25 protein-coding genes are annotated in these 24,769 nt (G+C 40.6%); 7 read left to right on the plus strand and 18 right to left on the minus strand.

Going from position 1 to position 24,769, the window contains the following annotated elements:
* Positions 1-175 precede the first annotated feature (175 nt).
* Positions 176-1,933, minus strand: coding sequence for a gamma-glutamyltransferase (gene ggt, locus IT970_RS08065; RefSeq protein ID WP_196857756.1), 1,758 nt, complete (start codon positions 1,931-1,933; stop codon positions 176-178).
* A 54-nt stretch (positions 1,934-1,987) separates the two neighbouring features.
* Between ggt and rrtA the strand changes: the two genes are divergently transcribed.
* Both rrtA and IT970_RS08075 read left to right on the plus strand, forming a co-directional pair.
* Positions 1,988-2,602 (plus strand): rhombosortase, encoded by a 615-nt coding sequence (gene rrtA / locus IT970_RS08070; protein ID WP_374027194.1) that lies wholly within the window; start codon positions 1,988-1,990, stop codon positions 2,600-2,602.
* A gap of 78 nt (positions 2,603-2,680) precedes the next feature.
* A complete protein-coding gene (locus IT970_RS08075) occupies positions 2,681-3,274 on the plus strand; it encodes a hypothetical protein (protein WP_118844321.1) in 594 nt (197 codons plus the stop codon).
* Between the two features lie 72 nt (positions 3,275-3,346).
* Here IT970_RS08075 and IT970_RS08080 read toward each other — a convergent pair whose 3' ends face one another.
* The 7 genes from IT970_RS08080 to IT970_RS08110 form a co-directional block, all read right to left on the minus strand.
* Positions 3,347-5,839, minus strand: a complete 2,493-nt coding sequence (locus IT970_RS08080) for a prolyl oligopeptidase family serine peptidase (protein ID WP_196857757.1) — start codon at positions 5,837-5,839, stop codon at positions 3,347-3,349.
* Between the two features lie 105 nt (positions 5,840-5,944).
* Positions 5,945-7,108, minus strand: a complete 1,164-nt coding sequence (locus IT970_RS08085) for an endonuclease/exonuclease/phosphatase family protein (protein WP_036968360.1) — start codon at positions 7,106-7,108, stop codon at positions 5,945-5,947.
* Complete coding sequence (locus IT970_RS08090; protein ID WP_036968358.1) at positions 7,105-8,037, minus strand: YeiH family protein; 933 nt, start codon at positions 8,035-8,037, stop codon at positions 7,105-7,107. Before IT970_RS08090 ends, IT970_RS08085 begins: the two co-directional genes overlap by 4 nt.
* Positions 8,034-8,264: a DUF2798 domain-containing protein gene (locus IT970_RS08095; protein WP_036968356.1), complete on the minus strand. Its 231-nt coding sequence runs from the start codon at positions 8,262-8,264 to the stop codon at positions 8,034-8,036. Before IT970_RS08095 ends, IT970_RS08090 begins: the two co-directional genes overlap by 4 nt.
* Before the next feature lie 137 nt (positions 8,265-8,401).
* On the minus strand, positions 8,402-9,550 hold the full coding sequence (locus IT970_RS08100; RefSeq protein WP_196857758.1) for a 5-(carboxyamino)imidazole ribonucleotide synthase: 1,149 nt from the start codon (positions 9,548-9,550) through the stop codon (positions 8,402-8,404).
* Between the two features lies 1 nt (position 9,551).
* Complete coding sequence (gene purE, locus IT970_RS08105; protein WP_065979940.1) at positions 9,552-10,034, minus strand: 5-(carboxyamino)imidazole ribonucleotide mutase; 483 nt, start codon at positions 10,032-10,034, stop codon at positions 9,552-9,554.
* Between the two features lie 195 nt (positions 10,035-10,229).
* Positions 10,230-11,816 (minus strand): ABC-F family ATPase, encoded by a 1,587-nt coding sequence (locus IT970_RS08110; protein WP_196857786.1) that lies wholly within the window; start codon positions 11,814-11,816, stop codon positions 10,230-10,232.
* A gap of 205 nt (positions 11,817-12,021) precedes the next feature.
* Here IT970_RS08110 and IT970_RS08115 point away from each other — a divergent pair, with 205 nt between their 5' ends.
* Both IT970_RS08115 and IT970_RS08120 read left to right on the plus strand, forming a co-directional pair.
* The gene (locus tag IT970_RS08115; RefSeq protein WP_196857759.1) at positions 12,022-12,543 is read left to right on the plus strand and encodes a TetR/AcrR family transcriptional regulator; all 522 of its coding nucleotides are present in this window, start codon (positions 12,022-12,024) and stop codon (positions 12,541-12,543) included.
* A 171-nt stretch (positions 12,544-12,714) separates the two neighbouring features.
* Positions 12,715-13,923, plus strand: a complete 1,209-nt coding sequence (locus IT970_RS08120) for a porin (protein ID WP_196857760.1) — start codon at positions 12,715-12,717, stop codon at positions 13,921-13,923.
* A gap of 536 nt (positions 13,924-14,459) precedes the next feature.
* Here IT970_RS08120 and IT970_RS08125 read toward each other — a convergent pair.
* From IT970_RS08125 to IT970_RS08140, 4 genes are all read right to left on the minus strand, one after another.
* Positions 14,460-14,771, minus strand: a complete 312-nt coding sequence (locus IT970_RS08125; RefSeq protein ID WP_196857761.1) for an antibiotic biosynthesis monooxygenase family protein — start codon at positions 14,769-14,771, stop codon at positions 14,460-14,462.
* A gap of 5 nt (positions 14,772-14,776) precedes the next feature.
* Complete coding sequence (locus tag IT970_RS08130; RefSeq protein ID WP_180310836.1) at positions 14,777-15,187, minus strand: GFA family protein; 411 nt, start codon at positions 15,185-15,187, stop codon at positions 14,777-14,779.
* Between the two features lie 17 nt (positions 15,188-15,204).
* Positions 15,205-15,636 carry a DUF3859 domain-containing protein gene (locus IT970_RS08135; protein WP_196857762.1) on the minus strand — a complete coding sequence of 144 codons (432 nt, stop codon included), beginning with the start codon at positions 15,634-15,636 and terminating at the stop codon, positions 15,205-15,207.
* An 84-nt stretch (positions 15,637-15,720) separates the two neighbouring features.
* Positions 15,721-16,200: a GNAT family N-acetyltransferase gene (locus IT970_RS08140; protein ID WP_196857763.1), complete on the minus strand. Its 480-nt coding sequence runs from the start codon at positions 16,198-16,200 to the stop codon at positions 15,721-15,723.
* Between the two features lie 80 nt (positions 16,201-16,280).
* Between IT970_RS08140 and IT970_RS08145 the strand changes: the two genes are divergently transcribed.
* Positions 16,281-16,487, plus strand: coding sequence for a hypothetical protein (locus IT970_RS08145; RefSeq protein ID WP_036968335.1), 207 nt, complete (start codon positions 16,281-16,283; stop codon positions 16,485-16,487).
* A 66-nt stretch (positions 16,488-16,553) separates the two neighbouring features.
* Here the strand turns inward: IT970_RS08145 and htpX are convergent, their stop codons facing one another.
* From htpX to bioB, 5 genes are all read right to left on the minus strand, one after another.
* Entirely contained in the window at positions 16,554-17,414 is an 861-nt protein-coding gene (gene htpX, locus IT970_RS08150; RefSeq protein WP_036968332.1) for a protease HtpX, read from the minus strand.
* Positions 17,415-17,589: 175 nt separating this feature from the next.
* A complete protein-coding gene (bioD, locus tag IT970_RS08155; protein WP_196857764.1) occupies positions 17,590-18,273 on the minus strand; it encodes a dethiobiotin synthase in 684 nt (227 codons plus the stop codon).
* Entirely contained in the window at positions 18,270-19,064 is a 795-nt protein-coding gene (locus IT970_RS08160; protein ID WP_036968326.1) for a methyltransferase domain-containing protein, read from the minus strand. Before IT970_RS08160 ends, bioD begins: the two co-directional genes overlap by 4 nt.
* Positions 19,061-20,194 carry an aminotransferase class I/II-fold pyridoxal phosphate-dependent enzyme gene (locus IT970_RS08165; RefSeq protein ID WP_196857765.1) on the minus strand — a complete coding sequence of 378 codons (1,134 nt, stop codon included), beginning with the start codon at positions 20,192-20,194 and terminating at the stop codon, positions 19,061-19,063. Before IT970_RS08165 ends, IT970_RS08160 begins: the two co-directional genes overlap by 4 nt.
* Before the next feature lie 7 nt (positions 20,195-20,201).
* Positions 20,202-21,242, minus strand: coding sequence for a biotin synthase BioB (gene bioB, locus IT970_RS08170; protein WP_196857766.1), 1,041 nt, complete (start codon positions 21,240-21,242; stop codon positions 20,202-20,204).
* A gap of 97 nt (positions 21,243-21,339) precedes the next feature.
* Between bioB and bioA the strand changes: the two genes are divergently transcribed.
* Positions 21,340-22,632 carry an adenosylmethionine--8-amino-7-oxononanoate transaminase gene (gene bioA / locus IT970_RS08175; RefSeq protein ID WP_196857767.1) on the plus strand — a complete coding sequence of 431 codons (1,293 nt, stop codon included), beginning with the start codon at positions 21,340-21,342 and terminating at the stop codon, positions 22,630-22,632.
* Positions 22,633-22,660: 28 nt separating this feature from the next.
* Here bioA and IT970_RS08180 read toward each other — a convergent pair whose 3' ends face one another.
* Entirely contained in the window at positions 22,661-23,095 is a 435-nt protein-coding gene (locus IT970_RS08180) for an ATP-binding protein (protein WP_036968312.1), read from the minus strand.
* A gap of 272 nt (positions 23,096-23,367) precedes the next feature.
* Between IT970_RS08180 and asnS the strand changes: the two genes are divergently transcribed.
* Positions 23,368-24,765: an asparagine--tRNA ligase gene (gene asnS, locus IT970_RS08185; protein WP_036968310.1), complete on the plus strand. Its 1,398-nt coding sequence runs from the start codon at positions 23,368-23,370 to the stop codon at positions 24,763-24,765.
* Positions 24,766-24,769: the final 4 nt, after the last annotated feature.

Consider the following 24,769-nt stretch of genomic DNA (forward strand, 5'->3'; position numbering starts at 1 on the left):
ATTTCCAAGCTTTGATGGCGTCATAATTATGATCTGACATTATTACTGTTGAAGGTTAAATTGCAATGACAATCCACCTTGTCAGACCATTGAAGAAAATGAATTTTATGCTCTAAAAGGCATAAGGCTAAGTATACATGAAAACTCAGCAGCTTTAAGGCTGCTGAGCCTATTTTTAGTGGCTTTTATCACTTAAAGCGATGCCCTCACGGCGTGGATCTGCAGCACCATAAAGTTTACCGTCTTTTAGTTCAACAGCATGTAAACCAGAGTTTAAATCTAAGATGCGAACTTGGTGGCCTCGGTTAACAAAATCGGCTTCGTGGTTGGCAAGTTCGGTGCCTTTTTCAAGACTGGTGTAATTATTACGATTTGTGATACGTGGCAAATTAATTGCTTCTTGTGCATCTAAATCCCAATCAAGAACAGCCACAACAACCTGCGCTACATAATCAATAATTCGGCTTCCACCCGGTGAACCCACGACTAATCGTAAGCTACCGTCTTTGTTAAATACCATTACTGGCGACATAGAACTACGCGGACGTTTACCTGCCTCAACACGGTTAGCGAGTGGTTTACCATCTTTCGTTGGCGATAAAGCAAAGTCAGTAAGCTGGTTGTTTAAAATATACCCGTTCACCATAACTGTTGAACCAAAAGCCATTTCAATTGAACTGGTCATTGATACAGCATTGCCTTCGCTGTCTACAATTGATACATGCGACGTTGACGGTAATTCATAAGCGTCATCCTGCGCATAGGCCAATGAGTTAGGAGGCGTTCCAGCTTCTGCGTGGGCATCTTTTTCGGTAATCAACTTAGCACGGCTTGCTAGGTAATTTTTATCTAATAAACCGTCCGTTGGAATAGCCATAAAATCAGGATCGCCCATGTATACATTACGGTCTGCAAACGCTAAACGTGATGCCTGGGTAAAGTAATGCAATGCTTGTACTGAGTTAGGTGCAAGCTTGGCCATATTTTTGTGTTCTAGCAACGCTAAAATTTGTAATACCGCAACACCCCCACTACTCGGAGGGGCCATTGAGCATACTTCGTATTGACGGTAATCCACACACACAGGGGCACGCTCTTTACTCTGGTAGTTAGCAAGGTCTGCTTCTGTTAACGTGCCTGGTGCAACCACTGAGTTTTGTACTGCATGCACTAATTGTTTGGCATTCTCACCTTTATAAAAGGCATCAATACCCTGCGATGCTATGTCTTTATAAAGAGCCGCTAATTCAGGGTTCTTTTTTACAGACCCGACAGCCAGTGGCTTACCATCAGGGAAAAAGTAATCACGAATGACGGGTAACGTTGTAACGCCAGGGTTTAGCTCTTTTGCCAGCAACTTATGCAAACGAGGGGATACAACAAACCCCTGCTCTGCCAGCTCAATTGCCGGTTGAAACAGCGTGTGCCATGGCAATTTACCATAACGTTTATGCGCGCTTGCAAAGGCATGTAAAATCCCTGGTACACCCACTGAGCGACCACCCACAACTGCTTCAATCCATTTTACTGCTTTACCATGTTTGTCTAAAAAAAGAGTTTCATCAGCATGGCTTGGCGCTGTTTCTCGACCATCAAAAGTGGTTAGGCTTTTGTTTTTGTTGTCGAAATACATCAAAAACGACCCACCACCTATGCCCGATGATTGCGGCTCAACCAGTGTAAGTATCAGTTGAGTTGCAATGGCTGCGTCTACCGCTGAGCCGCCCATTTCTAACATTTTTTGACCGGCTTTTACTGCATACGGATTTGCAGCAGCAACCATGTATTTAGTGCCTTCAACGACCTGTTTATGCGCAAAGCCTGTTGCGGCTTCAGGCTCACGCGTTTCAACCTTAGTTGGGGCTGCAAAAATTGACGTTGTATAAATTAATGACGAAGAGAGCACAATAAGTGCTTTTGTTTTGAATAACATAAATAAACTTAATCCCGGTGTTTAATTGGCATCTTAAAATTAAACGTGCACAATATGCAAAATTTAAGATACAACAAAAATAACATGATCAACCTTCCTCTGAAACCACAATATGTACTGCCGCCACTGTGTTTAATGCTGATTAGTACCCTTTTTGCTGCGTTTAACTTAAATGATTATTTAGAATTTAACCGTAATTTAGTTGCAGATGGTGAATTTTGGCGTATTTTCACGAGTCAATTTGTACATGCAAATTGGCCGCATTTAGCCTTAAATTGCGCCGGAATTTTATTAATATGGGCATTGCATGCAGAACATACCTCCCCTGCTCGGTACGCTTTTAATACCGCTGTTTTGGCTTTATGGTGTGGTTTAGGCGTATGGTTATTTTGCCCTGATATAAAAATATACACTGGACTGAGTGCACTCTTGCACGGTGTTATTATTTGGGGCGCTGTCAAAGATGTGCAAGCAGGTATGCTAAGTGGCTGGTTGTTATTTATAGGCACCTGGGCAAAAGTAGTGTGGGAGCAAGTTGCAGGCCCTAGTGAATCAGTAAGCCAATTGATTGCGTCAAATGTTGCCATTGATGCTCACTTTATCGGTGCGGTTGGCGGCACTGTGCTGGCTTTGCCTGTACTGATTAAAGTTATTAAACATCGCGAGTAACTTCATAACTTTGCTCGCTTTTTTTAGCTGTGTTCTTTTTTAACACGAAAAATTGTTAATACGAAAAAGGAATTTTAAATGATAAAGAATAATGGCTATTTTTATCTTGGTCTCATCGCACTTTGCCTTTACGGCCCTTTACTGCTTAGCTTTTTAAGCTCATTTATTAATTTACAGTTTATATCGCCAAGGTATATGAGGGATGTCTCTCAGGTAAAAAATATTATTGTATTTGCCTCAGCTATTTTGGGCTTCACCTTATTACTCATGAAATACCAGGAAGTAAGTGCGCTTTTTAAAAATAGAATAATCGCAAACATCACACTTATATTGAGTTTTTTGTATGCTTGCTTGATGATTACTGGGGCAGGCTTAGTTATGTTTCTGGATGCGACCTTCGGCTCACATAAAGACTACATTTATCAAGAACACACACTTAATGACCGTACTTTCTATGTCTATACAGCGGACCCCGGTGCTTTTGGCAAAGCGCATCATTATGTGTATTTAAAGTGCCCTGCATCCTTTAATCGCTATGAATTAGAGTTTATAGCCAAGCTATCGTGGATAAAGAACTTTAAGATGAGCTTAGTGAGCGATGATTTAATTTTTAAAGGCGAATCAGAGCAGTATACAAAAGTGCTCAATGTAAGCACATTTCACTGCAAATAGAGCCATTGAAATAATCATAATGTAAATAAAAACAGCCACTTAAAGTGGCTGTTTTTAAATTACTTAATAGTATTAAAGCGTTTCTTTAAATAGCTTATAAATACGACGGTATTCATCTAACCAGCTTGATGGCTGTACAAAACCATGGGGTTCAACTGGGAAGATGGCTGTTTCAAAGTTTTCTTTTTCAAGCTCAATTAAACGTTGTACTAAACGTACTGAATCTTGGAAGAATACGTTATCATCAACCATAGGCGCATTAATTAATAAATGACTTTTCAGGCCTTCAGCAAAGTAAATTGGTGAACTTTTTTCGTAGGCGATCGGGTCAACATCTGGATGATTTAAGATGTTAGACGTATAAGGTCCGTTGTAATGAGCCCAATCGGTCACTGGACGAAGTGCAGCACCCGCTTTAAATAAATCAGGTTGGGTAAATAGCGCCATAAACGTCATGAAGCCACCGTAAGAACCGCCATATGTGCCAACAGCTTGTGTATCAACATTTGCGTTTTCAGCCATCCAGCTTACGCCATCGGCTAAATCTTGAATCTCTGGTGTGCCCATTTGACGATAAATTGCAGTACGCCAATCACGGCCATACCCTTTCGACGCACGATAATCCATATCCATGACTACATAGCCTTCAGATGCTAATAGTGAATGGAACATAAACTCGCGGAAGTAACCAGACCACCCCATGTGGGAGTTTTGTAAGTAACCTGCACCGTGGTTGAAGATAACTGCTTTACGATTTTTACCGGTTTCGCCTTCTTTATAGTCAGCGGGGTAATACACTTTTGCGTAAATAGGTTGATCAGTGTGGCTTGAAGGCACAGCAACAATTTTAGGCGCAATTAACTTCTTAGCCAAAAACTCGTCAGACACCGTATGCGTTAACTGAGTTACTTGTGTATTTGCTTTTGCATCAGCAACATATAGCTCTGGTGGCGACATAATTTTTGAGTGAGTTAGCAGTAATTTGCTTTCATCTGGACTTAACTGGTAATCAGTCATACCGTCTAGGTTAGTCACTTGCTCAGACTCACCGTTAGCAGGATTTACACGGTAAATTTCGTATAGACCTGGGTGCTCAACATTTGCTTTGTAGTAAATCGCTGAGTTATCCGCGGTTAATGTTAGGTTTGAAACAACAAACTGACCTTTAGTAAGTTGTGTTGCTTTACCATTTAGCGGCTTTTTATAGATATGGCTGTAACCAGACTCTTCTGATAAGTAGTAAAGCGTATCTGAGTTATTTAACCAACCAAAGTCATTGTATGCATAGTTAACCCACGCATCATCGTGTAAGCGGTGTTGAGAAACAAGTGTGTTATTCTTTGTATCAACAGTTGCTAACCAACGGTCTTTGTTGTCCCATGCTTCAAGCATAAGCGCAACCTTTGAGCCATCGGTGTTCCATTGGATTGCACTTTGATCCCAACCCCAGTCCATCATTAGATTAATTGCACGTGGTGCTTTTTCAGACTTGTAAGTTTTGCCATCACGGGCGTAGTTTTCTTTTTTTACCGCGGCAAGCACATCTTCATCAAAGCCTGGTAATGTGTCGAACGCCAGTGTTGTTTGCTCACCCGATTTAAGGTCAATGTAAATAACATCTGAGCTGATTGGTTTTTCATCTGCAACAAGGCGACGTACTTTTTCTGCTTTAACTCGCGCATCATCAGCGATGTAATTAGGCATAATATCGCCTTCATCGCGCCATGGACGGCTTTCGGTGGTTACTGCAACTAATGCTTGGCCATTTGGTGAAAGCTGCACATCGGCTAAACGCTTACCTTTACCTAAATAAAACTGTGAATTTGCAATGCTGTCGTTTTGCTCTTTGATTTGTTCTTCACGCGCTTCACGATCTTTTTTATTTTTGTGCGTAAGTGCAATGTAATCAATTAATTTATGCTGTTCTTTTGCAATATACGTGTCAGGCTCTTGAACACCTTTTGGTGCATCGTCTAAGTGCAGATTTACAAGCTCTACTTGACGACCTGTCGCTAAATCAACTTTATAAAATGCATTACCTTGGCGGTAAGCAAGATTGCCGTCGGTTAAAAACTGCGGTTTTGATTGCTGTGCACTGTCGTGTGTGATCTGCGTTATTTGACCTGAGCTCAAGTTTTTAACAAAAATATTGCCTTCAAATGCATAGGCCTGTTGCTTTTTATCTGTTGAATAAACAGCATTTTTTGCACCAACAGTGTGTAGTTTATTTAACGCAACTTGAGATGCAGACTGGCTATTAACCGCTTGAACATATAAGTCACGTAATTCGTTACCTTGTTGCTTTTGAGCATAAACGATGCTTTTAGAGTCACCATTCCAAAAAGCGCGCTCAGGCTGACGACCAAGCCAATCAGGGTGAGCCATAGCTTGCTCTAATGTAATTTCAGATGAACCAGTGTCTACGGGTGTAGCAACCATTGGAGCAACTTGAGTAGGACTTACTTCTGTTGCAGTTGAGGCGGTTGTTTGACAACCAGCTAGCATGAAGCTAGATGCGACTGCGAGAGCCACTAACGTTTTGTTAGCAGTGGTTTTGAATTTCATAGTGCTTCTTACAGGTAATTATAATTCGCCTTATTTAAGCAGAAGCACTGATGAAATAGCAATTTTAATAGGATAAACAGCCAAACTTTTCCGTTTAATAACAGCTTATTTTAACGAAATATCGAGCCACACCATGCGATGATCAGAAGACGCATTACGATCTTTAATTAAACGGTACAGTTCGCTGTCTTTGGTTGGCCAAAATACCCCCCCATTTTTAATTTCAATACCGTAATTTGATGGCAGTACATAATCAGCACGTGCTTGCCAATACGCGGTGTAATTTTTAGCGTAACTGTCTTTATAAGACTCTTTTGCACCTTTACTCGATGGTGTAAACGACGCATTAACATGTGGATTTTTTAATATTTGATCCGTTGTCGTTGGGCGTGCTTTATCCCCTTCTGGTGCAGCATTTAAATCACCAACAATTACAAACCGACTATTCGGTTTTAAGCCACCTTGTTGGCCTTTATCATCATAGAGGTAGTTTTCGTTGTTAATGTAATCAGCAATCAGTCTAACTTCATCATGGTTGCGCTTGCCGTTACGGTCTTCATCACCATCAAATACAGGTGGCGTAGGATGCGAAGCTAATAAATGGAATGTCTTCCCTTTTACATTTATGGGTAAATCCCAAAACGATTTTGAGCTTAAATGAATAGCTTGCCACGCTTCTTTTGAATACCAGTCTTTACCTGTTTTGGGGTCGATAGGCATTTGTGCGTTTGGCATATCTTTGTATTTGAATGTTTGCAGTGTACGGGCTTTTTCTAAATCAATAGGATAACGCGAAAGTACTGCCATCGCATAATGCCCCTCAAAGAAGCCAAAACCGTGCGCATCACCTTTGTAATGCCCCTTTACACCATCTTTATCTAGGTCAAAATTAGTGGGTAAACCTGTATTAACAGGCGCAATGAAAGCATACGGGTAATCTATAGCAACCTGCTTATTTTGTGAGACTTGTAGATAATTTTTACGAAAAACATTAATGCCTTTATCTGCATCGATGTAATCAAATTCATTGAGTAAAATAACATCAGGTCTGACGCGTTGAATAATTTCTGCGATATTACGAATTTGCTGGTGGTTACTTGCAAGCGCTTTACTGAGCGCGTCTTTATCGATTGCTTCGCCTTTGCTTGCATAGTTTGTTGCGTCCATACTGACGTTAAAAGTCGCAACGCGTAAGTCGGCAGCAACAAGGTTAGTTGCAAATAAACCAGTTGCAAGTGCAATCGAAGACGTTAATAAGGCGTTTTTCATGAAATAAATCCATCTACTATTAAAAGTAAAATAATACTACTGACGATGATCCATAAGATCATTGCCATGATAAAAGGTTTAATACCAGCTTGCTTAAGCACTGTAACAGATAAGCCACTGCCAATTAAAAATAGCGTCATAACTAATATTTGTTTCGCGCCAATATTCAATGCATGCCAAAGAGGTTGATACTCTGGTAAGCTTGAATTTATCAGTGCTGCTGCTAAAAATCCAATTATAAACAAAGGGATACTTGCTTTTTCATCGGATTTCCAAAAAACTCCCGCAATACTTGTATAAGGAATAATCCACATTGCTCGGGTTAACTTTATGGTGGTTGCAATCGCTAATGCTGATGCGCCATAAGCAGCTGATGCACCAACAACGCTACTGGTATCGTGTATTGCAAGTGCGGCCCATACACCAAATTGCTGTTCTGTTAGACCAAGATAGTGACCAATCATTGGAAATAGCACCAGACCTAGCGCGTTTAATAAAAAAACAACCGCGAGTGAAATGGCGACTTCATGATCTTTTGCTTTTATTACGGGGGCCATAGCTGCTATCGCACTCCCACCACAAATTGCCGTACCAAACGATATCAATACCCCAGTATTTTTATTCAGTTTAAATAACTGAGATAAAATTTCACCAAGGCCAATTATGGCTGTAATGCTAACAATGGTGAGTACGATAGAGCTGCGCCCTACTTCAATAACTTGATTAAAATCAACAGCAAATCCTAAACCTATGACAGCAATTTTGAGCATTATCTTACTCAATTTTTGAGAGAGAGCTGCAAAGGGGTTACCCAAAATAATAGCAAATAAAGCCCCTACAATGAGCGATGTAGCAGAACCTACAAAAGGAATAGCCGAGATTAAGAATAACGCAATAAAAAGAAGTTGTTTGGGACGTTCAGCAATCACAACGGGGCTCTTATCAGTCTGTTTGTTAATTTATGCACCAAAGGCGCGATTAAAATCACAGTAGGAAATGCAACACAAAAAGCAAAAGCCCATGCTTTTAACCAAAGAATCACAATATTATCGACAAAACCAACGTTAAAAATGCTGATCACCAATGACATAAAACCAGACATAAATAACGCCATAAAAAACGCAAATACGACTGTTTGTAATCGTGGATGGAACATAGCACGCTAATATTAGTATAAAAATAGGAGTCTATCGGAAGAATTTATAGACGCAAGCTCTTTGAGACAAGAGACGTAAATACATGTAATGGCATTAAAAAGCCGAGAAGAGCTCGGCTTTTAGCAATTTAAACTGATTAGTTTAAAATCAACTGTGTACTGGTGTTTGCGACATCTGGGTAATCTTCTTCTGGTAGAATTTCGGCAAGGGCCGCTAAACGCTCACCCAGTTGATGAAGATTATCTGCAGAGACATTAATGTGCCCCATTTTGCGCCCCGGCTTTGCTGTTTTGCCATACCAATGACTCGTAACGTCTTGTGTAGCCAGCACTGATTGAGGAATAGACGGTTGGCCTAATACGTTAATCATCGCTGTTGGGCGAAGTAACTCCGTGCTACCAAGAGGTAAACCCGCCACTGCGCGCATATGGTTTTCAAACTGCGAACAGTGAGTGCCCTGCTGCGTCCAGTGACCCGAGTTATGCACACGTGGCGCAATTTCATTAACGAGCAATGTACCTTGCACATCAAAGAATTCAATCGCTAACACACCTACATAATCAAGCTCTTGCGCTAATTTATTAAACGCGCGCTCAGCTTGCTCTTGAATGGCCGCTTTTTCTTTGCCAGCAACAGATAGCGTTAATACACCGTTGGTATGCTGATTTTCGGTTAATGGGTAAATAACCGTGTTCCCTGCTTTGTCGCGTGCACCAATGATTGATACTTCACGGTCAAATGGGATCATCTTTTCAGCAATGATTGAATGTGGCGCAGAGTCAGTACCTGAAGCAATAAAGTCTGCCATTTCAGACCAGATTTGTTCAATTTCGTCATCTGATTTTAAACGCCACTGGCCTTTTCCGTCGTAACCAGCTTGGCAAGTTTTAATTACCAGCGGTTTGCCTAAACGTTCAACTGCGGCAATTAAATGTGCTTTTTCGGTGATTAATTGATAAGGCGCACACTCTACGTGTGTTTTATCGAGTAACGCTTTTTCTAATGCACGGTCGCCGCCAGTTTTTATGGCTGCTTTGCCCGGGTAAAACTTATTGCTTTGACAACACAGTGTTAATACATCATCGGGAATGTGCTCAAACTCTGCGGTAATAGCATCTGCATTATCGATTGCTTGTTGTAATGTGCTGCTGTGAACTTCACCCGTTAAAGGGTGAATAATTTTTTCACTGCCTACATCGTAAGCAACCACGTTTAAATCAAGCGGTGCGCCCGCTAAACTCATCATACGAGCTAGCTGACCTGCACCTAAAATCAAAATATTCATATTACTCTGCAGGATTTGGGTTAGCTAAAATAGTCTCTGTTTGTTCTTTGCGGAATGCTTCTACTTTTGCGAAGATTTCAGGCTGTTGGCAACCTAAAATTTGTGCAGCGAGTAGACCCGCGTTTGCCGCACCGGCTTCACCAATAGCAAGCGTACCTACAGCAACACCTTTAGGCATTTGGCAGATAGATAATAATGAATCAACACCGTTTAGCGTTTTAGATTTAACAGGCACACCTAATACAGGTAGCGAGGTAAACGCTGCAGCCATACCAGGTAAGTGCGCAGCACCACCGGCACCCGCTATAATAATTTTTATACCACGCTCAGCAGCTGAGCTTGCATAATCGGCAAGTAATTGAGGAGTACGGTGTGCAGAAACAACTTTGGTTTCGTATTCAATGCCGAATTTTTCAAGCATTAACGCCGCATGTTCCATCGTTGGCCAATCTGATTTGGAACCCATAATAATGCCAACAGTCATATTTACACCTCAATCAATTTATTTTATAAAAAAGCGATTAATACCAACTGATAATTTAATCATGCAAATTGGTATAAAAGCGGACTTTTGTCCTTATTTTGTGGCGTGTATTATATACCTAAGTCACATAAAGATGCGACTCTAGAAGCACAAAAAAGCCATGACTTGCATGGCTTTTAAGCAGTAACTTAACGATTACGCTTCTTTACTTGCTAGGTACTCAGTATATGTTCCCTTAAAGTCGATAATTTTACCGTCTTTAATCTCCCAAATACGATTTGCAAGTGATGATACAAACTGTCTATCGTGTGAAACGAACAATAATGTACCTTCGTACGCTTCAAGGGCTAAGTTTAGCGCTTCGATAGATTCCATATCCATGTGGTTGGTTGGCTCATCCATTAACAAAATGTTTGGTTTATGCATCATAATTTTACCAAACAACATACGGCCTTGCTCACCACCTGAAATGACTTTTACCGATTTTTTGATGTCGTTTTGTGAAAACAGCATACGACCAAGGAAACCACGAACAACTTGCTCATCATCGCCTGCTTGTTGCCATTGTTCCATCCATTCAAACAAGTTCATGTCTTTTTCGAACTCATCTGCATGGTCTTGTGCATAATAACCAATGTTCGCGTTATCAGACCATTTAAACTCACCTTGCTTAGGTGCTAAACGCCCAGCTAGAGTGTTTAAAAGTGTTGTTTTACCAACACCATTTTCACCGATAATCGCAATGCGCTCGCCCACTTCCACTAAGCCCTCAAGGCCGCTGAAAAGCATCTCGTCAAAGCCTTGTGCAAGGTTAGTTAACTCAAGTGCATTACGGAATAATTGCTTTTCTTGTTCAAAGCGAATAAACGGGCTCTGACGTGATGACGCTTTTACTTCTTCAAGCTGAATTTTATCAATTTGTTTAGCGCGTGATGTAGCTTGCTTTGCTTTAGAAGCATTTGCAGAGAAACGCGATACAAATTGTTGAAGTTCAGCAATTTGGCTTTTCTTCTTGGCGTTTTCGCTTAGTAAACGTTCGCGAGCCTGTGTTGCAGCAAACATATATTCATCGTAATTACCTGGGTAAATACGTAATTCACCGTAATCGATATCAGCCATGTGTGTACACACTGAGTTTAAGAAATGACGGTCGTGCGAAATGATAATCATGGTGCAGTCGCGTTGGTTTAACACGTCTTCTAACCATTTAATAGTGTAAATATCCAAGTTATTGGTAGGCTCATCCAGTAACATGATATCTGGGTCAGAGAACAGTACTTGAGCAAGTAACACACGCAGTTTAAAGCCAGGGGCAATTTCAGACATTGGACCGTAATGCTGTTCAGTGCCAATACCTACGCCAATAAGTAACTCACCTGCTTTAGCTTCAGCAGAATAACCGTCCATTTCAGCAAATTCGGTCTCAAGATCGGCTACTTTCATACCGTCTTCTTCGCTCATTTCGGGTAAGCTATAAATACGATCACGCTCTTTTTTTACTTCCCACAGCTCTTTATGACCCATGATAACCGTGTCGATAACAGAAAACTCTTCGTAAGCAAACTGGTCTTGGTTTAGTTTTGCGATACGTTCGTTTGGATCTGTGCTGACATTTCCTGCTGATGGCTCAAGCTCACCACTGAGGATTTTCATGAACGTTGATTTACCACAGCCATTTGCACCGATTAGACCATAGCGGTTGCCATCGCCAAATTTAGCTGAGATATTTTCGAATAAAGGTTTAGCACCAAATTGCATGGTGATATTAGCTGTACTAATGATAGCGGTACCCTCCAGCGGGTAAAAGTAAAAATAAAACTGCGTGCAATTTTAAACTAAAGCCGCTTTGCACGCCATGAAAGTTTCTTTAAATAAGCGCAGTGATTTTACAATTTCAAATGGGCAGTCTACCTTTAATGAGCGTGCTCACTTTTATTTATGAGCGCGCTCATTTAAAAATTTAGCAATATAAATCAATGGGCTAAACATGACAAAGCACGATCAAACGCACTCACGGATACTGAACGAAGCGTGGAGTCTCTTTACTGAAAGTGGCTTTAACGACACGTCAACCAGGCAAATATCTACAGCAAGCGGTATTGCTGTTGGCACTTTGTTTAATCATTTTTCTGATAAGGTGGCAATTTTAGAGGCGTGTTTAGGCATGCGTTTTAAAGATGTGTTAGAGCGTGCAAAAGAGACCGATATACATCGCCCTCCCCGACTTAAGCTTAATCACTATGCACAATATTTTTATCAATTTTATTGTTTGCACCATCGTTTTTATAAAGTGCTTTTTAGCCAACGATTGTTTTCGCAAACATTTCAACAGCAGCATATGGATCTAATGCATTCATTAGTTTTTGCTGACCAACCACAATTTAACAAAGTAAAAGCCGCAATCTTGCTTGATTGTTATTTTATGACTTTATTGTATGGATTAGGTGCAGACACACCCAATACTAAATTAATGCTAAGAACACTTAGTCAAAAAGTGTCTATTTTTTAGTCTGACTAACACGTTGATTATTCAATGAAGTGAACTGAAAATGAATAAATATTCCACAAAGGCTGTACCTTTCATGATATTTTTTCACTTTTTACCTTATTTTAGCTTTGATAGTCTTCATGTTTTAGTTAATTTATACCTCTTAGGGACAATAATAAAACAAGGTACTCTATGAAAAGAACACTCGCTGCCACACTGATTGCTGGTTTATTCACAAGTTACACTGTGGATGCAATCGAAATATACAAAGATGAAACGAACAGTGTCACAGTAGGCGGCTTTATCGATGCGCGTATTATAAACACGCAAGGTCAGACAGAAGTTGTTAATGGTGCGTCACGCATTAATTTTGATTTTAAGCGCCAATTACAAAATGGATGGCATGCATTTGCATTACTAGAATGGGGCGTAAACCCGGTAGGCAGTAGTGACATTATTTATAATAATCGCTTTGAATCAATTCAGGATGAGTTTTTATATAACCGATTAGGTTATGTCGGTATTAAGCACGATGACTATGGTCAAATTACGCTGGGTAAACAATGGGGTGCTTGGTATGACGTTGTTTATAACACTAATTTTAGTTTAGTGTGGGATGGTAACGCAGCTGGCGTGTATACGTATAATAAAGACGATGGTGCAGTAAACGGCACCGGTCGAGGTGATAAAGTACTGCAATACCGTAATACATGGGGTAAGTTTCATGTTGCACTGCAAGCCCAGTTAAAATCTGATGATTTTTATACATGTGATATTGCCGATATATCACGAAGTTCATGTGAAGTGCTTTGGAACCAAGGCAATAACGCTGCGCAAAAAGTAGAGTTTAATTCAACCTATGGTGCTGTCCTCACCTATTTTGCTACTGATAATTTAAAATTAACAGCGGGTGTAAACCGTGGACAATTTGATGTTTTATACGCCGGTGGGCGCAATCAATCGGTCACTGATCTAATTTATGGTGCGGGCATTACCTATGGTGACTTTTATAAACCGGGCTGGTATGCATCGGCCAACATAAACAAAAACGAAAACCACGACACCGATAACATTGGCCGCTTAATAAAAGACGCTGTCGGGTTAGAATCAATTTTAAGTTATCGATTCGACAATAATTTACGTACTTTTGTTGCCTATAACGTGTTTGATGCCGGTGACGATTACGTGATCCAGCCAAACTTTAATGCAGATCCTGAGGATGTGTTCAAGCGTCAGTTTGCAGTTTTAGGCGCACACTATTTCATGGGCAAAGACACGATTTTGTATATCGAAGCGCGTAAAGACTTTAGTGACTTTTCAAGCAATGATGCAGAGCAAGAAGCTCAAATGTCGCAAACCGAAGATGATGGTATTGCCATCGGCTTCAATTACACATTGTAATTAAGTTTTAATTTAGAGCCCACATGCGTGGGCTTTATTTTTTAGATAAATAACTCTCTGCCAACGTACCCTGTACGACACTGCAATAACGATAATTACATTCAAATCATTAAAAGCTAATTGAATATAAATACATACACATAAAAGATGTTATCGATAACACCATTGTGAAAACTCTTATTTTTTCCCTACTCCTCTATTTTGCGAGCTTTTCATACCTAACGTATTGTCGATGTCATGGGGAGAAATTAAGTCACTGTTCTGATATTACGTATGCGGCTTGCTGGTAACTGGGTGCAAAATGCAACAGGGGTTTATGCACGAAATTAAGACATGTTATTGGTAATAAAGAAGCGACAAAAATGCAAAAGATAAACAAAATTAACTCAGCTCTGCAAAGTTAATTCAACTAAATTAGATGTTACTTAGGGCTTGAACCATCGTTCTTGCGATTAACTATTATACTTCCCCACTCAATTGCTGAGAGTGTAATTAACAAACATAGAGTATGATGTGTTCTTATTGTTACTGCTATTCTACAGCGAGTATTCACGTTCTACTTTTGCGATACGTGTTGTAAATGCGTTATACCATTTATCGCGACCAAGTTGTTGAACGTTGAGGTGCTCAACATGTTGTTTCCACGACTTAATAGCATCTAGGCTTTGCCAGTAAGAAACGGTAATCCCTACACCATCACGCACTGATTCCATGCCTAAAAAACCAGGTTGTTGCTCGGCAAGCTCAACCATACGGTTAGCCATTTCTTCATAGCCTGCGGTGTTCTCAGATAAGGTATTCGTAAATATAACTGCGTAATACGGGGGTTTGGGCGTCGTGGCTATCATAATGGTTACTTACGTCTGCTTGGTTCAAAACCATCATAGCATGGAATATCACTGTCGAAGGTATCCCAATTGGCTTTCGAACTGACAAAGTTATGACTAATCGGACGCTCTGTAATATCGCTGTCCAATAGACCTAAGCGTATACGCAAACGACTCATATCCTCTTTATTTTCACTGTAAATAGGCGAGCCACAACAGCGACAAAAATAACGTATTCTACCGGCTTTAAATTCAAACGCACTCAGATACTGCTTACCTTGTGTAATTGCAAACCCATCACGGCGAATAAACCCATTCGTCGCATAAGCGGTACCCGAATTTTTACGGCATAGTGAGCAATGGCAATGAATAATTGAATCTATGCCACCAGCAATTGTTACCGTTACTTTGCTACACAAACAGCTTCCTTGGTACATATTCCCTCTTGTGGTTTTTAATAGCCGCGATGCTTCCAAAAATCGTTGGCTGAGCCTTCGCTTGGTTTCAGTAAGTTAAACGATTTATCAGCAATTATATGGCCATTTAGCTCAATAGTCATGCGCCAAATACCCACTTTATTATCAACAGGCGCCCAGATAGTATCGCCTAAGTAAAACTGCCAGTCGTTTGTTTTCACATACTCTTCACCTTCAAATGGCGGCATTATTTCACCGTCATCATCGGGAATATTTGGATGATACACACAGAACTTAATTTTTTGGCCTTTTGCTTTTTTGATACTAACAATAAAGCCAAATTCGATATCTAACTCGGCTGGCACATCCGTGGTAAATTCAGTGATTTGTGGTAGGTCTTTTTCTTTTGCATCCCAATGACTGTAGATGCCATAACTTTCAATAGTCGAAACAGGTTTAGCTTTGGCCATACCGACTTAAGGTCCTCTCATTAAACAGGCGCTCATTTTATAGTAGCCATTTTGCCATAACAAGCTTGTACTATAATAACACCTTTAAGTGATGTGTTTTGTCCATAGCTCATTGCTAAGTTCAAAACCACATTTTGCAAGCAGCTTTATGCAAGCTGTATTCTCGGGTTGAACAATTGCATGCACTTTATCGACAGGGGGTGTTATAAACACATTTAGTTTTTGAAAAAACTCTAACAGCACTTTTTGCATTATCCCCTTACCAAAGTAGTGAGATGCGAGTTCAAAGCCTAACACACCCTGCCCATCTATTATGTTAAATAGCCCAATACTGCCAATTACTAAGCCATTGCTTCGTAAAACAATCACTAAACGTATACCTTGCTGGTTATAAAAACCTTCGATATCACCTTGAATAAAATCGTATACGTCACCTTTTGTTAAATCACTTTTATAGTCATTAAATGACTGCACTTGAGGATCTTTTAAAATCTCCCATATTGCTTGGCAATCTTTATGGCGTATGGGCCTTAAATCGTAGGCATAGTTGTCATCACAAGACACGTCTATTTCTTCTTTTTACTTTATGAGCAGGCATTATTGTCTTACTATAAGCGCAATTACAAGCAATTAGGTTTAGTACGATGAGTGAAGAATTTAAAGTAATTCAACCAACCACCACTGTTTATTGCAAAGAACGAGGCGAAGGCTGGACCTTAACAGGCATCACGAGTATTGATGAGCACACATCGGTCATGTTTGACGGTGTGAGATACACACTGCCAGCCAGAGAAATCGTTGAAGTATTACTACCACAGCAACTCGAAAGAGAAAAAAGTCAAAGTGAATAAAAACAAAAAGCCAGCAATAAGCTGGCTTTTTAATGTGTTAATTAGAAACTCACGTTATCAGTTTATCTAACGTAAGGCGTTAATACGCTCATCAAGTGGCGGGTGAGATGAGAATAACTCAGCGACACCTTTACCGCTTGCAATACCAAATGCCATCATTGAACCTTCTAGTTGCGATGGGTGGTTTTGCTTTAAACGCTCAAGTGCGCTGCGCATTTTATCTGCGCCAACAAGTTTTGCAGCGCCTGCATCCGCCGAAAACTCACGTTTACGGCTATAATAGGCCACAATCACACTCGCTAATACACCAAATAACATTTGGAAAATCATATCAAACAAGAAGTAAGTCCAGCTACTGCCACCTTCTTCTTCATCGCTATTGATAAAGTTATCAACAATACCTGCCAATACTTTTGCCATAAAGATAACAAAGGTATTCACCACGCCTTGAATAAGCGTAAGCGTGACCATGTCACCATTAGCAATATGCGATACTTCATGCGCCAAAACAGCTTCCGCTTGGTCTTGATTCATGTTGTGTAATAAACCTGTACTCACAGCAACTAACGAGTTGTTTTTACTGGGCCCGGTTGCAAATGCGTTCATTTCTGGGCTGTCGTAAATGGCCACTTCAGGCATTGCAATGCCTGCTTTTTTAGCCTGTGCAGCCACAGTTGAAACAAGCCATTGTTCAGTTTCTGAACGAGGCTGTTCAATAACATGAGCGCCCGTTGACTTTTTAGCCATCCATTTCGACATAAATAACGAAATAAATGAGCCGCCAAAACCAAATACGGTCGAAATGACTAGAATGCCGCCTAAACTGCGATGACTAATACCCAGTACACTCATCACAATAGACAACACAATGCCTAACACTAGCATGACCGCTAAGTTAGTCAGTAGAAACAAGAATACACGCTTCATAAAAACCTCAGAATAAACATACCAATTGTATTAACTAACGGCATGATTAAAAACCGTTAGTTAATAAAATTAACTGAGCTTGTTACTACCTTTAGTTTAGTTTTAAAGCAATTGGTTACAAGGAACTAATTGCAACCAATTGTGACAGAGTATGTCAAAAGTAACAACTCAATTATTATGGGTGAATGGATAAAATTTCAAGTAAGGTTTTATAAATATTTAATTTAGGGGTTTTTTCTGTGTAGGGGGTAATACCTAATAGCGGAAACGGTAAAGTATTTTTAAGGGTCTGTAAATTAGCCTCTTGTTCTTGCATGGTGGGGTCAACATGATTTGCTATCCACCCTACACAGTTTACGCCCGATGCTTTAAAATGAGCGGCAGTCAATAAAGCATGATTTAAACAACCCAGTTTCATGCCTACAACCAAAATAACATTAAGGTTTTGCTGTTTAACCCAATCAGATAACAAGTCAGTTTCGTTAATGGGTAAGCACCAACCACCGGCCCCTTCTGTCAGAATATAATCAGTATTGAGTGCTTTCACATTCTCATACGCGCTATCTAGTTTCTCAAAGGTGAGTCTATCGCCAACTTTCGCTGCGGCAATGTGCGGAGCAATTGGTGGTTCATAAGTAAACGGATTCACAATTGTGTACTTAGCGCCAACAGACGAGCTTTCCATTAAGGTAAGCGCATCTTCATTTACCAACTCACCAAAAGCCATCTCAGCCCCTGCTGCAATAGGTTTGTAACCAACCGCTCGTTGTTTATGTTGTGCTAGCAGCTTTAATAATAAAATGGTGACATGGGTTTTACCGGCATCGGTGTCCGTGCCAGTGATAAAAAATTCTTTCATTGTTTTTCTAATTCTAAAAGTACGACGTGATAACTCACTCTAGCATGCCCATCAACCAGAGGATATGCCTTGCACACGTTATTCAATGCTTGCTTTGTTAAAAGACCCTGACGCTTTTTATTACTGTGTAATGACGTAGCGCCAATGGCCTTAATTGAACGTATTGCCTCAAGTGGGCTTTTATAAGCGTCGGTATAACAGGTATCTACTGCAAAATTCACCTTAAATCCAGCAGCCTTCGCATACTGTGTGACATTGTCGGATGAGTGAAATTGATTAATACGAGACTGGTCATCTAAACAGGAAAAAGCCTGTTTAATTTCGTGTAATGAGCCTGCAATAACACAACTTAAATACACCCGACCATTGTCTTTAAGCACGGCAAACAGCTGTTTAAAAAGCAAGGGTAAATCTGCCGACCATTGCACGGCAAAATTACTGAATACGCAATCAACACTGTTTTTTTGCAGTGGCAAATTATCCATATCGGCACACAGCTTTAAATATTCACGACTTTTATCGGTGTTTAACATGGCGTGGCTTAAGTCCATCGCCACTACCGTTGCAAAATATTGTTGCAATAGGGCTGTATTAACCAGCGGTCCTGCACCTAAATCGAGGCAAACGCCCTGTTGATTTTTATTCGCAAGCAGTTTGATTAAATGCGCTGCTGCTTGCTTTTGAACGTTAGCATGGCTGTTGTAATGCGCTGCCGCTTTCGAAAACTGACTCGCTGTGGACAGCTTGTGATCTTTTGCGACGTGAGCAGTACTGTGTGCTAATTGGCTCATAAGCACTCCACTAACGTATCTACCAACGTGTTTATATCATCGAGCTGATGGGCACTGCTAAGTGTGACTCTTAACCGCGATGTATTAAAAGGTACGGTTGGTGGACGAATGGCTGTTAACCAAATTCCACACTGTTTTAGCTTATTCGCCACATCAACCGTTTGTGCGGCATCACCGAGTACCAATGGTTGTATTGCTGTATCTGAATCCATAAGCGCTAAGTTTTTCGCTTTTGCTAATGTTTTAAAATACGCAATATTTTTAAAAAGCTGCATACGTTTATTATCAGCGGCCAGTATTTTTTCTAGTTGTACACGCGTACTACTTGCCATCACAGGCGACATGGCTGTTGAATAGATATAATCACGGTTAAATTGCAGCATGTAATCAATAACCGATTTACTCGCCAGCAAGCATGCACCACTGCTAGCGAGGGCTTTACCAAATGTAATGATCAATAAATCGGGTTTGTGCACTTCACAGCTACCAAGCCCGTGCTTACCTAACACACCAAACCCGTGGGCGTCATCAATCATTAGCCAGGCATTATAGTTATGCGCAAGTTCGCACAGCTGTGCAACAGGTGCTTTATCACCATCCATCGAAAACACGCCTTCACTCACAATGAGTTTATGTTTAGCTTTCGATTTTTGTATGCGTGACTCTAAGTGCTTTAAATCATTATGATTAAACCGCACCATCGCCGCTTGAGAATGGAGACCGCCATCAATCAAACTAGCATGATTGAGTTTATCTTGAAAAATTGCGGCAGATTGCGCCACAGTTTTATCGTTAAACAAGGCTTTTAACACACTGCTATTTGCACTAAAGCCACTGTTGAAAAGCATGGCACTTTCATAACCGAGTAACTCACATAGGCGCTGCTCAAGAGCCTGTTGCGGTTTATTATAGCCATTTACTAATGCTGAACTGTGACTGCCTAGTGGCAGCTCACTCACTGTAACGAGTTCATCAGCGAAGCCTAAATAATCATTGCTGCCAAAATTTAAGTACTGTTTTCCTGCAATACGAATAAAGCGTCCGTTTGACTCTTCGACCAGTTGGCGCTGCCTAAGTAAAGCATCTTCTTTACGCGCTTGAAGATGCTGTGCAATAAATTCAAAAGGCATAACGTGTTTAAGCTTCGTAAAATAGTTCTGATGTTGCTTTGTCGGCCACTTTTGAAGAAAGTGACGCCGCGACAGCTTCATCTGAATAATCTTCACGTTTTTCAGGGTTCATACCCAGCTTTTTAATCAGCATCATATCGGCATCCGCTTCTGGGTTTTCTGTTGTGAGTAGCTTATCACCATAGAAAATAGAATTAGCGCCTGCAAAGAAACACATCGATTGCATTTGCTCGTTCATCGCAGTACGCCCTGCCGATAAACGTACATAACTTTTTGGCATCATAATTCGTGCCACAGCGATGGTGCGAATAAATTCAAAATGATCAAGGTCATCGACATCTTCCAGTGGCGTGCCTTTTACTTTTACCAGCATATTGATAGGCACACTCTCTGGTTGCTGATCTAAGTTTGCGAGTTGCATCAATAAACCATAACGGTCTGCGGCTTGTTCACCCATGCCAACAATACCGCCAGAACATACTTTCATGCCTACATCGCGTACGTTGTCTATTGTATTTAAACGGTCTTGATAAGTACGGGTGGTAATAATCTGTTGGTAATATTCTGGTGAGGTGTCTAGGTTATGATTGTAATAATCAAGTCCTGCTTCTTTTAAGGCGTGCGCTTTTTGATTATCGAGCATGCCTAAAGTCATACATGTTTCAAGGCCTAATTCTTTTACTTCTTGCACCATTTTTTCGATGTAAGGCATGTCACGATCTTTAGGATCTGACCACGCAGCGCCCATACAAAAACGCGTAGCCCCTTTTTCTTTTGCGGCACGCGCTTGCTCAACAACTTTTTCTACTTCCATAAGGCGCTCACGCTCAAGATCTGTTTTATAATGTCCTGATTGTGGGCAGTATTTACAGTCTTCTGGGCATGCACCCGTTTTAATAGAAAGTAGCGTTGAAATTTGAACTTCATTAGGATTGAAATTTTCGCGGTGAACACTGGCCGCTTTAAACAGTAAATCGTTAAATGGCATATCAAATAATGCTTTTACTTGTTGGTGGGTCCAATCGTGACGGACAATTGCGTGCTCCATAATCTTCTCTTTTTAAATTTATTAAGACGGTCTGATTGGCTTAGTCTACGTCTTGACGTAACATTGTCAACGAATCCAAGCAGAACAAAGTTTACATATGCACAATAAACAAACAATTGATTTAGATTTTGATCGTGAACATATTTGGCACCCTTATACGTCCATGACCACCCCGCTTCCCGTTTACCCTGTAAGCCATGCAAAAGCGAACCGCATTTTTTTAGAAACAGGCGAAGCACTCATTGACGGTATGGCATCGTGGTGGAGTGCGATTCACGGTTATTGTCATCCTGTACTAAACGAAGCCATTACCAAACAGTTAGGTAAAATGAGCCATGTTATGTTTGGTGGTTTAACCCATAAACCTGCGGTTGAACTTGCCAAAAAGCTCGTTGAGATCACACCATCAACATTAGATAAAGTGTTTTTAGCAGACAGCGGCTCTGTAAGTGTCGAAGTGGCTATCAAAATGGCATTGCAGTATTGGTTAAGCCAAGGTATTAAAACCAAACAAAAATTAATGACCCCGCTTAAGGGATATCATGGTGATACCTTTGCAGCAATGAGCGTATGCGATCCGGTTAACTCTATGCACAGTATGTACTCTGGGTTTCTACCTGAGCATGTGTTTGTACCCGCCCCCGTCTCCCGCTTTAATGAAACCTTTGATATACATGAAGCAGAAACACTCGAGGTTTACTTTAAAGAGCATCATCAAGACGTCGCCGCTTTTATAATTGAACCTATAGTACAAAACGCAGGGGGGATGAACTTTTACCACCCTGAGTATCTTCGCCATATAAGAGCACTTTGCGATCAGTACAATGTACTGCTTATATGTGATGAAATTGCCACTGGGTTTGGCCGTACTGGCAAACTTTTTGCCGTTGAACATGCCGACATTGAGCCCGATATCATGTGTATTGGTAAAGCACTCACCGGAGGGATGATGACGTTATCAGCCACATTAACGACATCAAAGGTGGCCGTTGGCATAAGTGAAGGCGAAGCCGGTGTACTTATGCATGGCCCCACATTTATGGGGAATCCTCTGGCCTGTGAAACTGCCTGTGCAAGTATTGATTTATTACTAGAGCAGCCTTGGCAAGAGCAAATTGTGCATATTAATGAGGTGCTTACTGAGCAGCTAAGCAAATGTAAGCAACATGCCAATGTGGTGGATGTACGAACACTTGGTGCAATTGGTGTGGTAGAGCTAAACCGCCGTGTTGATGTGGCTAAAATACAACAGTTTTTTGTAGAAAAAGGGGTTTGGATCCGCCCATTTGGAAAACTTATTTACTTAATGCCACCGTACATTAGCAGCGAAACTTGCTTAGAAAAATTGTGTGGCGCAATTGATGACGCCATTAGCCAAAATATGTTCTAGACACAAAAAAGGAAGCGTATGCTTCCTTTTACCATTCAAACATGTAAGCCATTTTGCTTATCATTCTTAGCGGCACTTTGTGCTCACAGCGTTTAGCATATAAATGCTGAAGTGACTTGTCTTTGATTTCACCTACAATCACTTCTTTAACCTGATAACCTAACGCCGTAGCAGCTTGTGCATAGGCAATAAATTCCCATTTTTTTATATTGGTGTTATCTACAATCACCAAGGGGATTTCTTCAGCTAAGGCATTAATAAATCGCGCTAAGTTTAAATTATGATATTCAGGGAGCTTAAATTTATCGAATTGATAGACACCTTCGCTGTTATAAAAATAATCATCGGTTGCGCACACAACATAATCACTTTCATTACCAGCCACCAATTCATCGGCAAGGCTTTGCGCATAATATGATTTACCTGAGCCGGGTAAGCCGCGAAGAATAAAAACTTGTTTCATAGCACCTGTAATACAAATAAGTTAAAAACAATAAGAAACGATTTCTTGTTTAGGATTGATAATAATGCCACAAAATAACCAATTAGCGCAGCGAGAATTTAAATAATCGTCATTTTAACGCAAAATATTGATGCTATTTTATCCAATTGAAGAAAAACTTCTAAAGAGTGTGCCGGAATAGTTTTTTTATTTGATTTACGAAGGTAAGATAGTCGATTCAAGTGCAATGCACAGCATTATAATATTAGGCAACTTATATCATTGGAGTGAAGATGAGCCATTTAGCGATTTCAGAGCTATTAAAAGGCAAGGTTGCGGTAGACAGCCAAGTAACAGTAAAAGGCTGGATCCGTACACGCCGCGATTCAAAAGCAGGAATTTCATTTTTAGCCGTTCATGACGGTTCGTGTTTTGATCCTATTCAAGCGGTAGTACCTAATTCACTTAATAATTATGATGAAGTTACACGTTTAACGGCGGGTTGTTCTGTTTCTGTAACAGGTGTGCTTGTGCAATCTGCTGGCCAAGGTCAGTCGTTTGAAATTCAAGCAAACACGGTTGAAGTATTAGGCTGGGTAGAAAACCCAGACACCTACCCTATGTCAGCTAAACGTCATAGTATTGAATACCTTCGCGAGCATGCGCACCTACGCCCACGCACTAACATTATGGGTGCAGTAACACGTGTTCGTAACTGTTTAGCACAAGCTATTCACCGTTTTTATCATGAGCAAGGTTTTTACTGGATCAGTACGCCTATCATTACAGCAAGTGACTGTGAAGGTGCCGGTGAAATGTTCCGTGTATCAACACTTGATATGCAAAATCTACCACGCACAGATAAAGGCGATATCGATTACAGTGAAGACTTCTTTGGTAAAGAAGCATTCTTAACTGTATCTGGTCAGTTGAACGGTGAGACGTATGCGTCTGCTATGTCTAAAATCTATACCTTTGGCCCGACTTTCCGTGCTGAGAACTCAAACACATCGCGTCACTTAGCCGAATTTTGGATGGTAGAACCTGAAGTTGCGTTTGCTGATTTAGAAGACATCGCAAAGCTTGCTGAAAATATGCTTAAGTATGTCTTTAATGCCGTATTAACTGAGCGCCGTGACGACATGGAGTTTTTCGCACAACGTGTTGAGAAAACGGCCATTTCACGTTTAGAAGAGTTTGTAACCAAAGACTTTGCACAAGTTGACTACACTGACGCTATCGAAATTTTAAAAGCCTGTGGTAAACAGTTTGAATTCCCTGTTGAATGGGGTGTAGATTTACAATCAGAGCATGAGCGTTACTTAGCAGAAGAACATTTTAATGCGCCTGTTGTTATTAAAAACTACCCACGCGATATTAAAGCCTTCTACATGCGTCAAAACGAAGATGGCAAAACAGTAGCAGCAATGGATGTTGTTGCGCCTGGTATCGGCGAAATCATTGGTGGTTCACAGCGTGAAGAACGTTTAGACGTACTTGACCAACGCTTAGAAGAAATGGGCTTAGATAAAGAAGACTACAGCTGGTATCGTGACCTACGTAAATACGGCACAGTACCACATTCTGGTTTTGGCCTAGGCTTTGAGCGTTTAGTCGCTTATGTAACGGGTATGGGTAACGTACGTGACGTTATTGCATTCCCACGTACTAAAGGCAGCGCGACTTACTAAGCAA

It is taken from the genome of Pseudoalteromonas sp. A41-2 (assembly GCF_015767615.1).
Taxonomy (GTDB): Bacteria; Pseudomonadota; Gammaproteobacteria; order Enterobacterales; family Alteromonadaceae; genus Pseudoalteromonas; species Pseudoalteromonas lipolytica.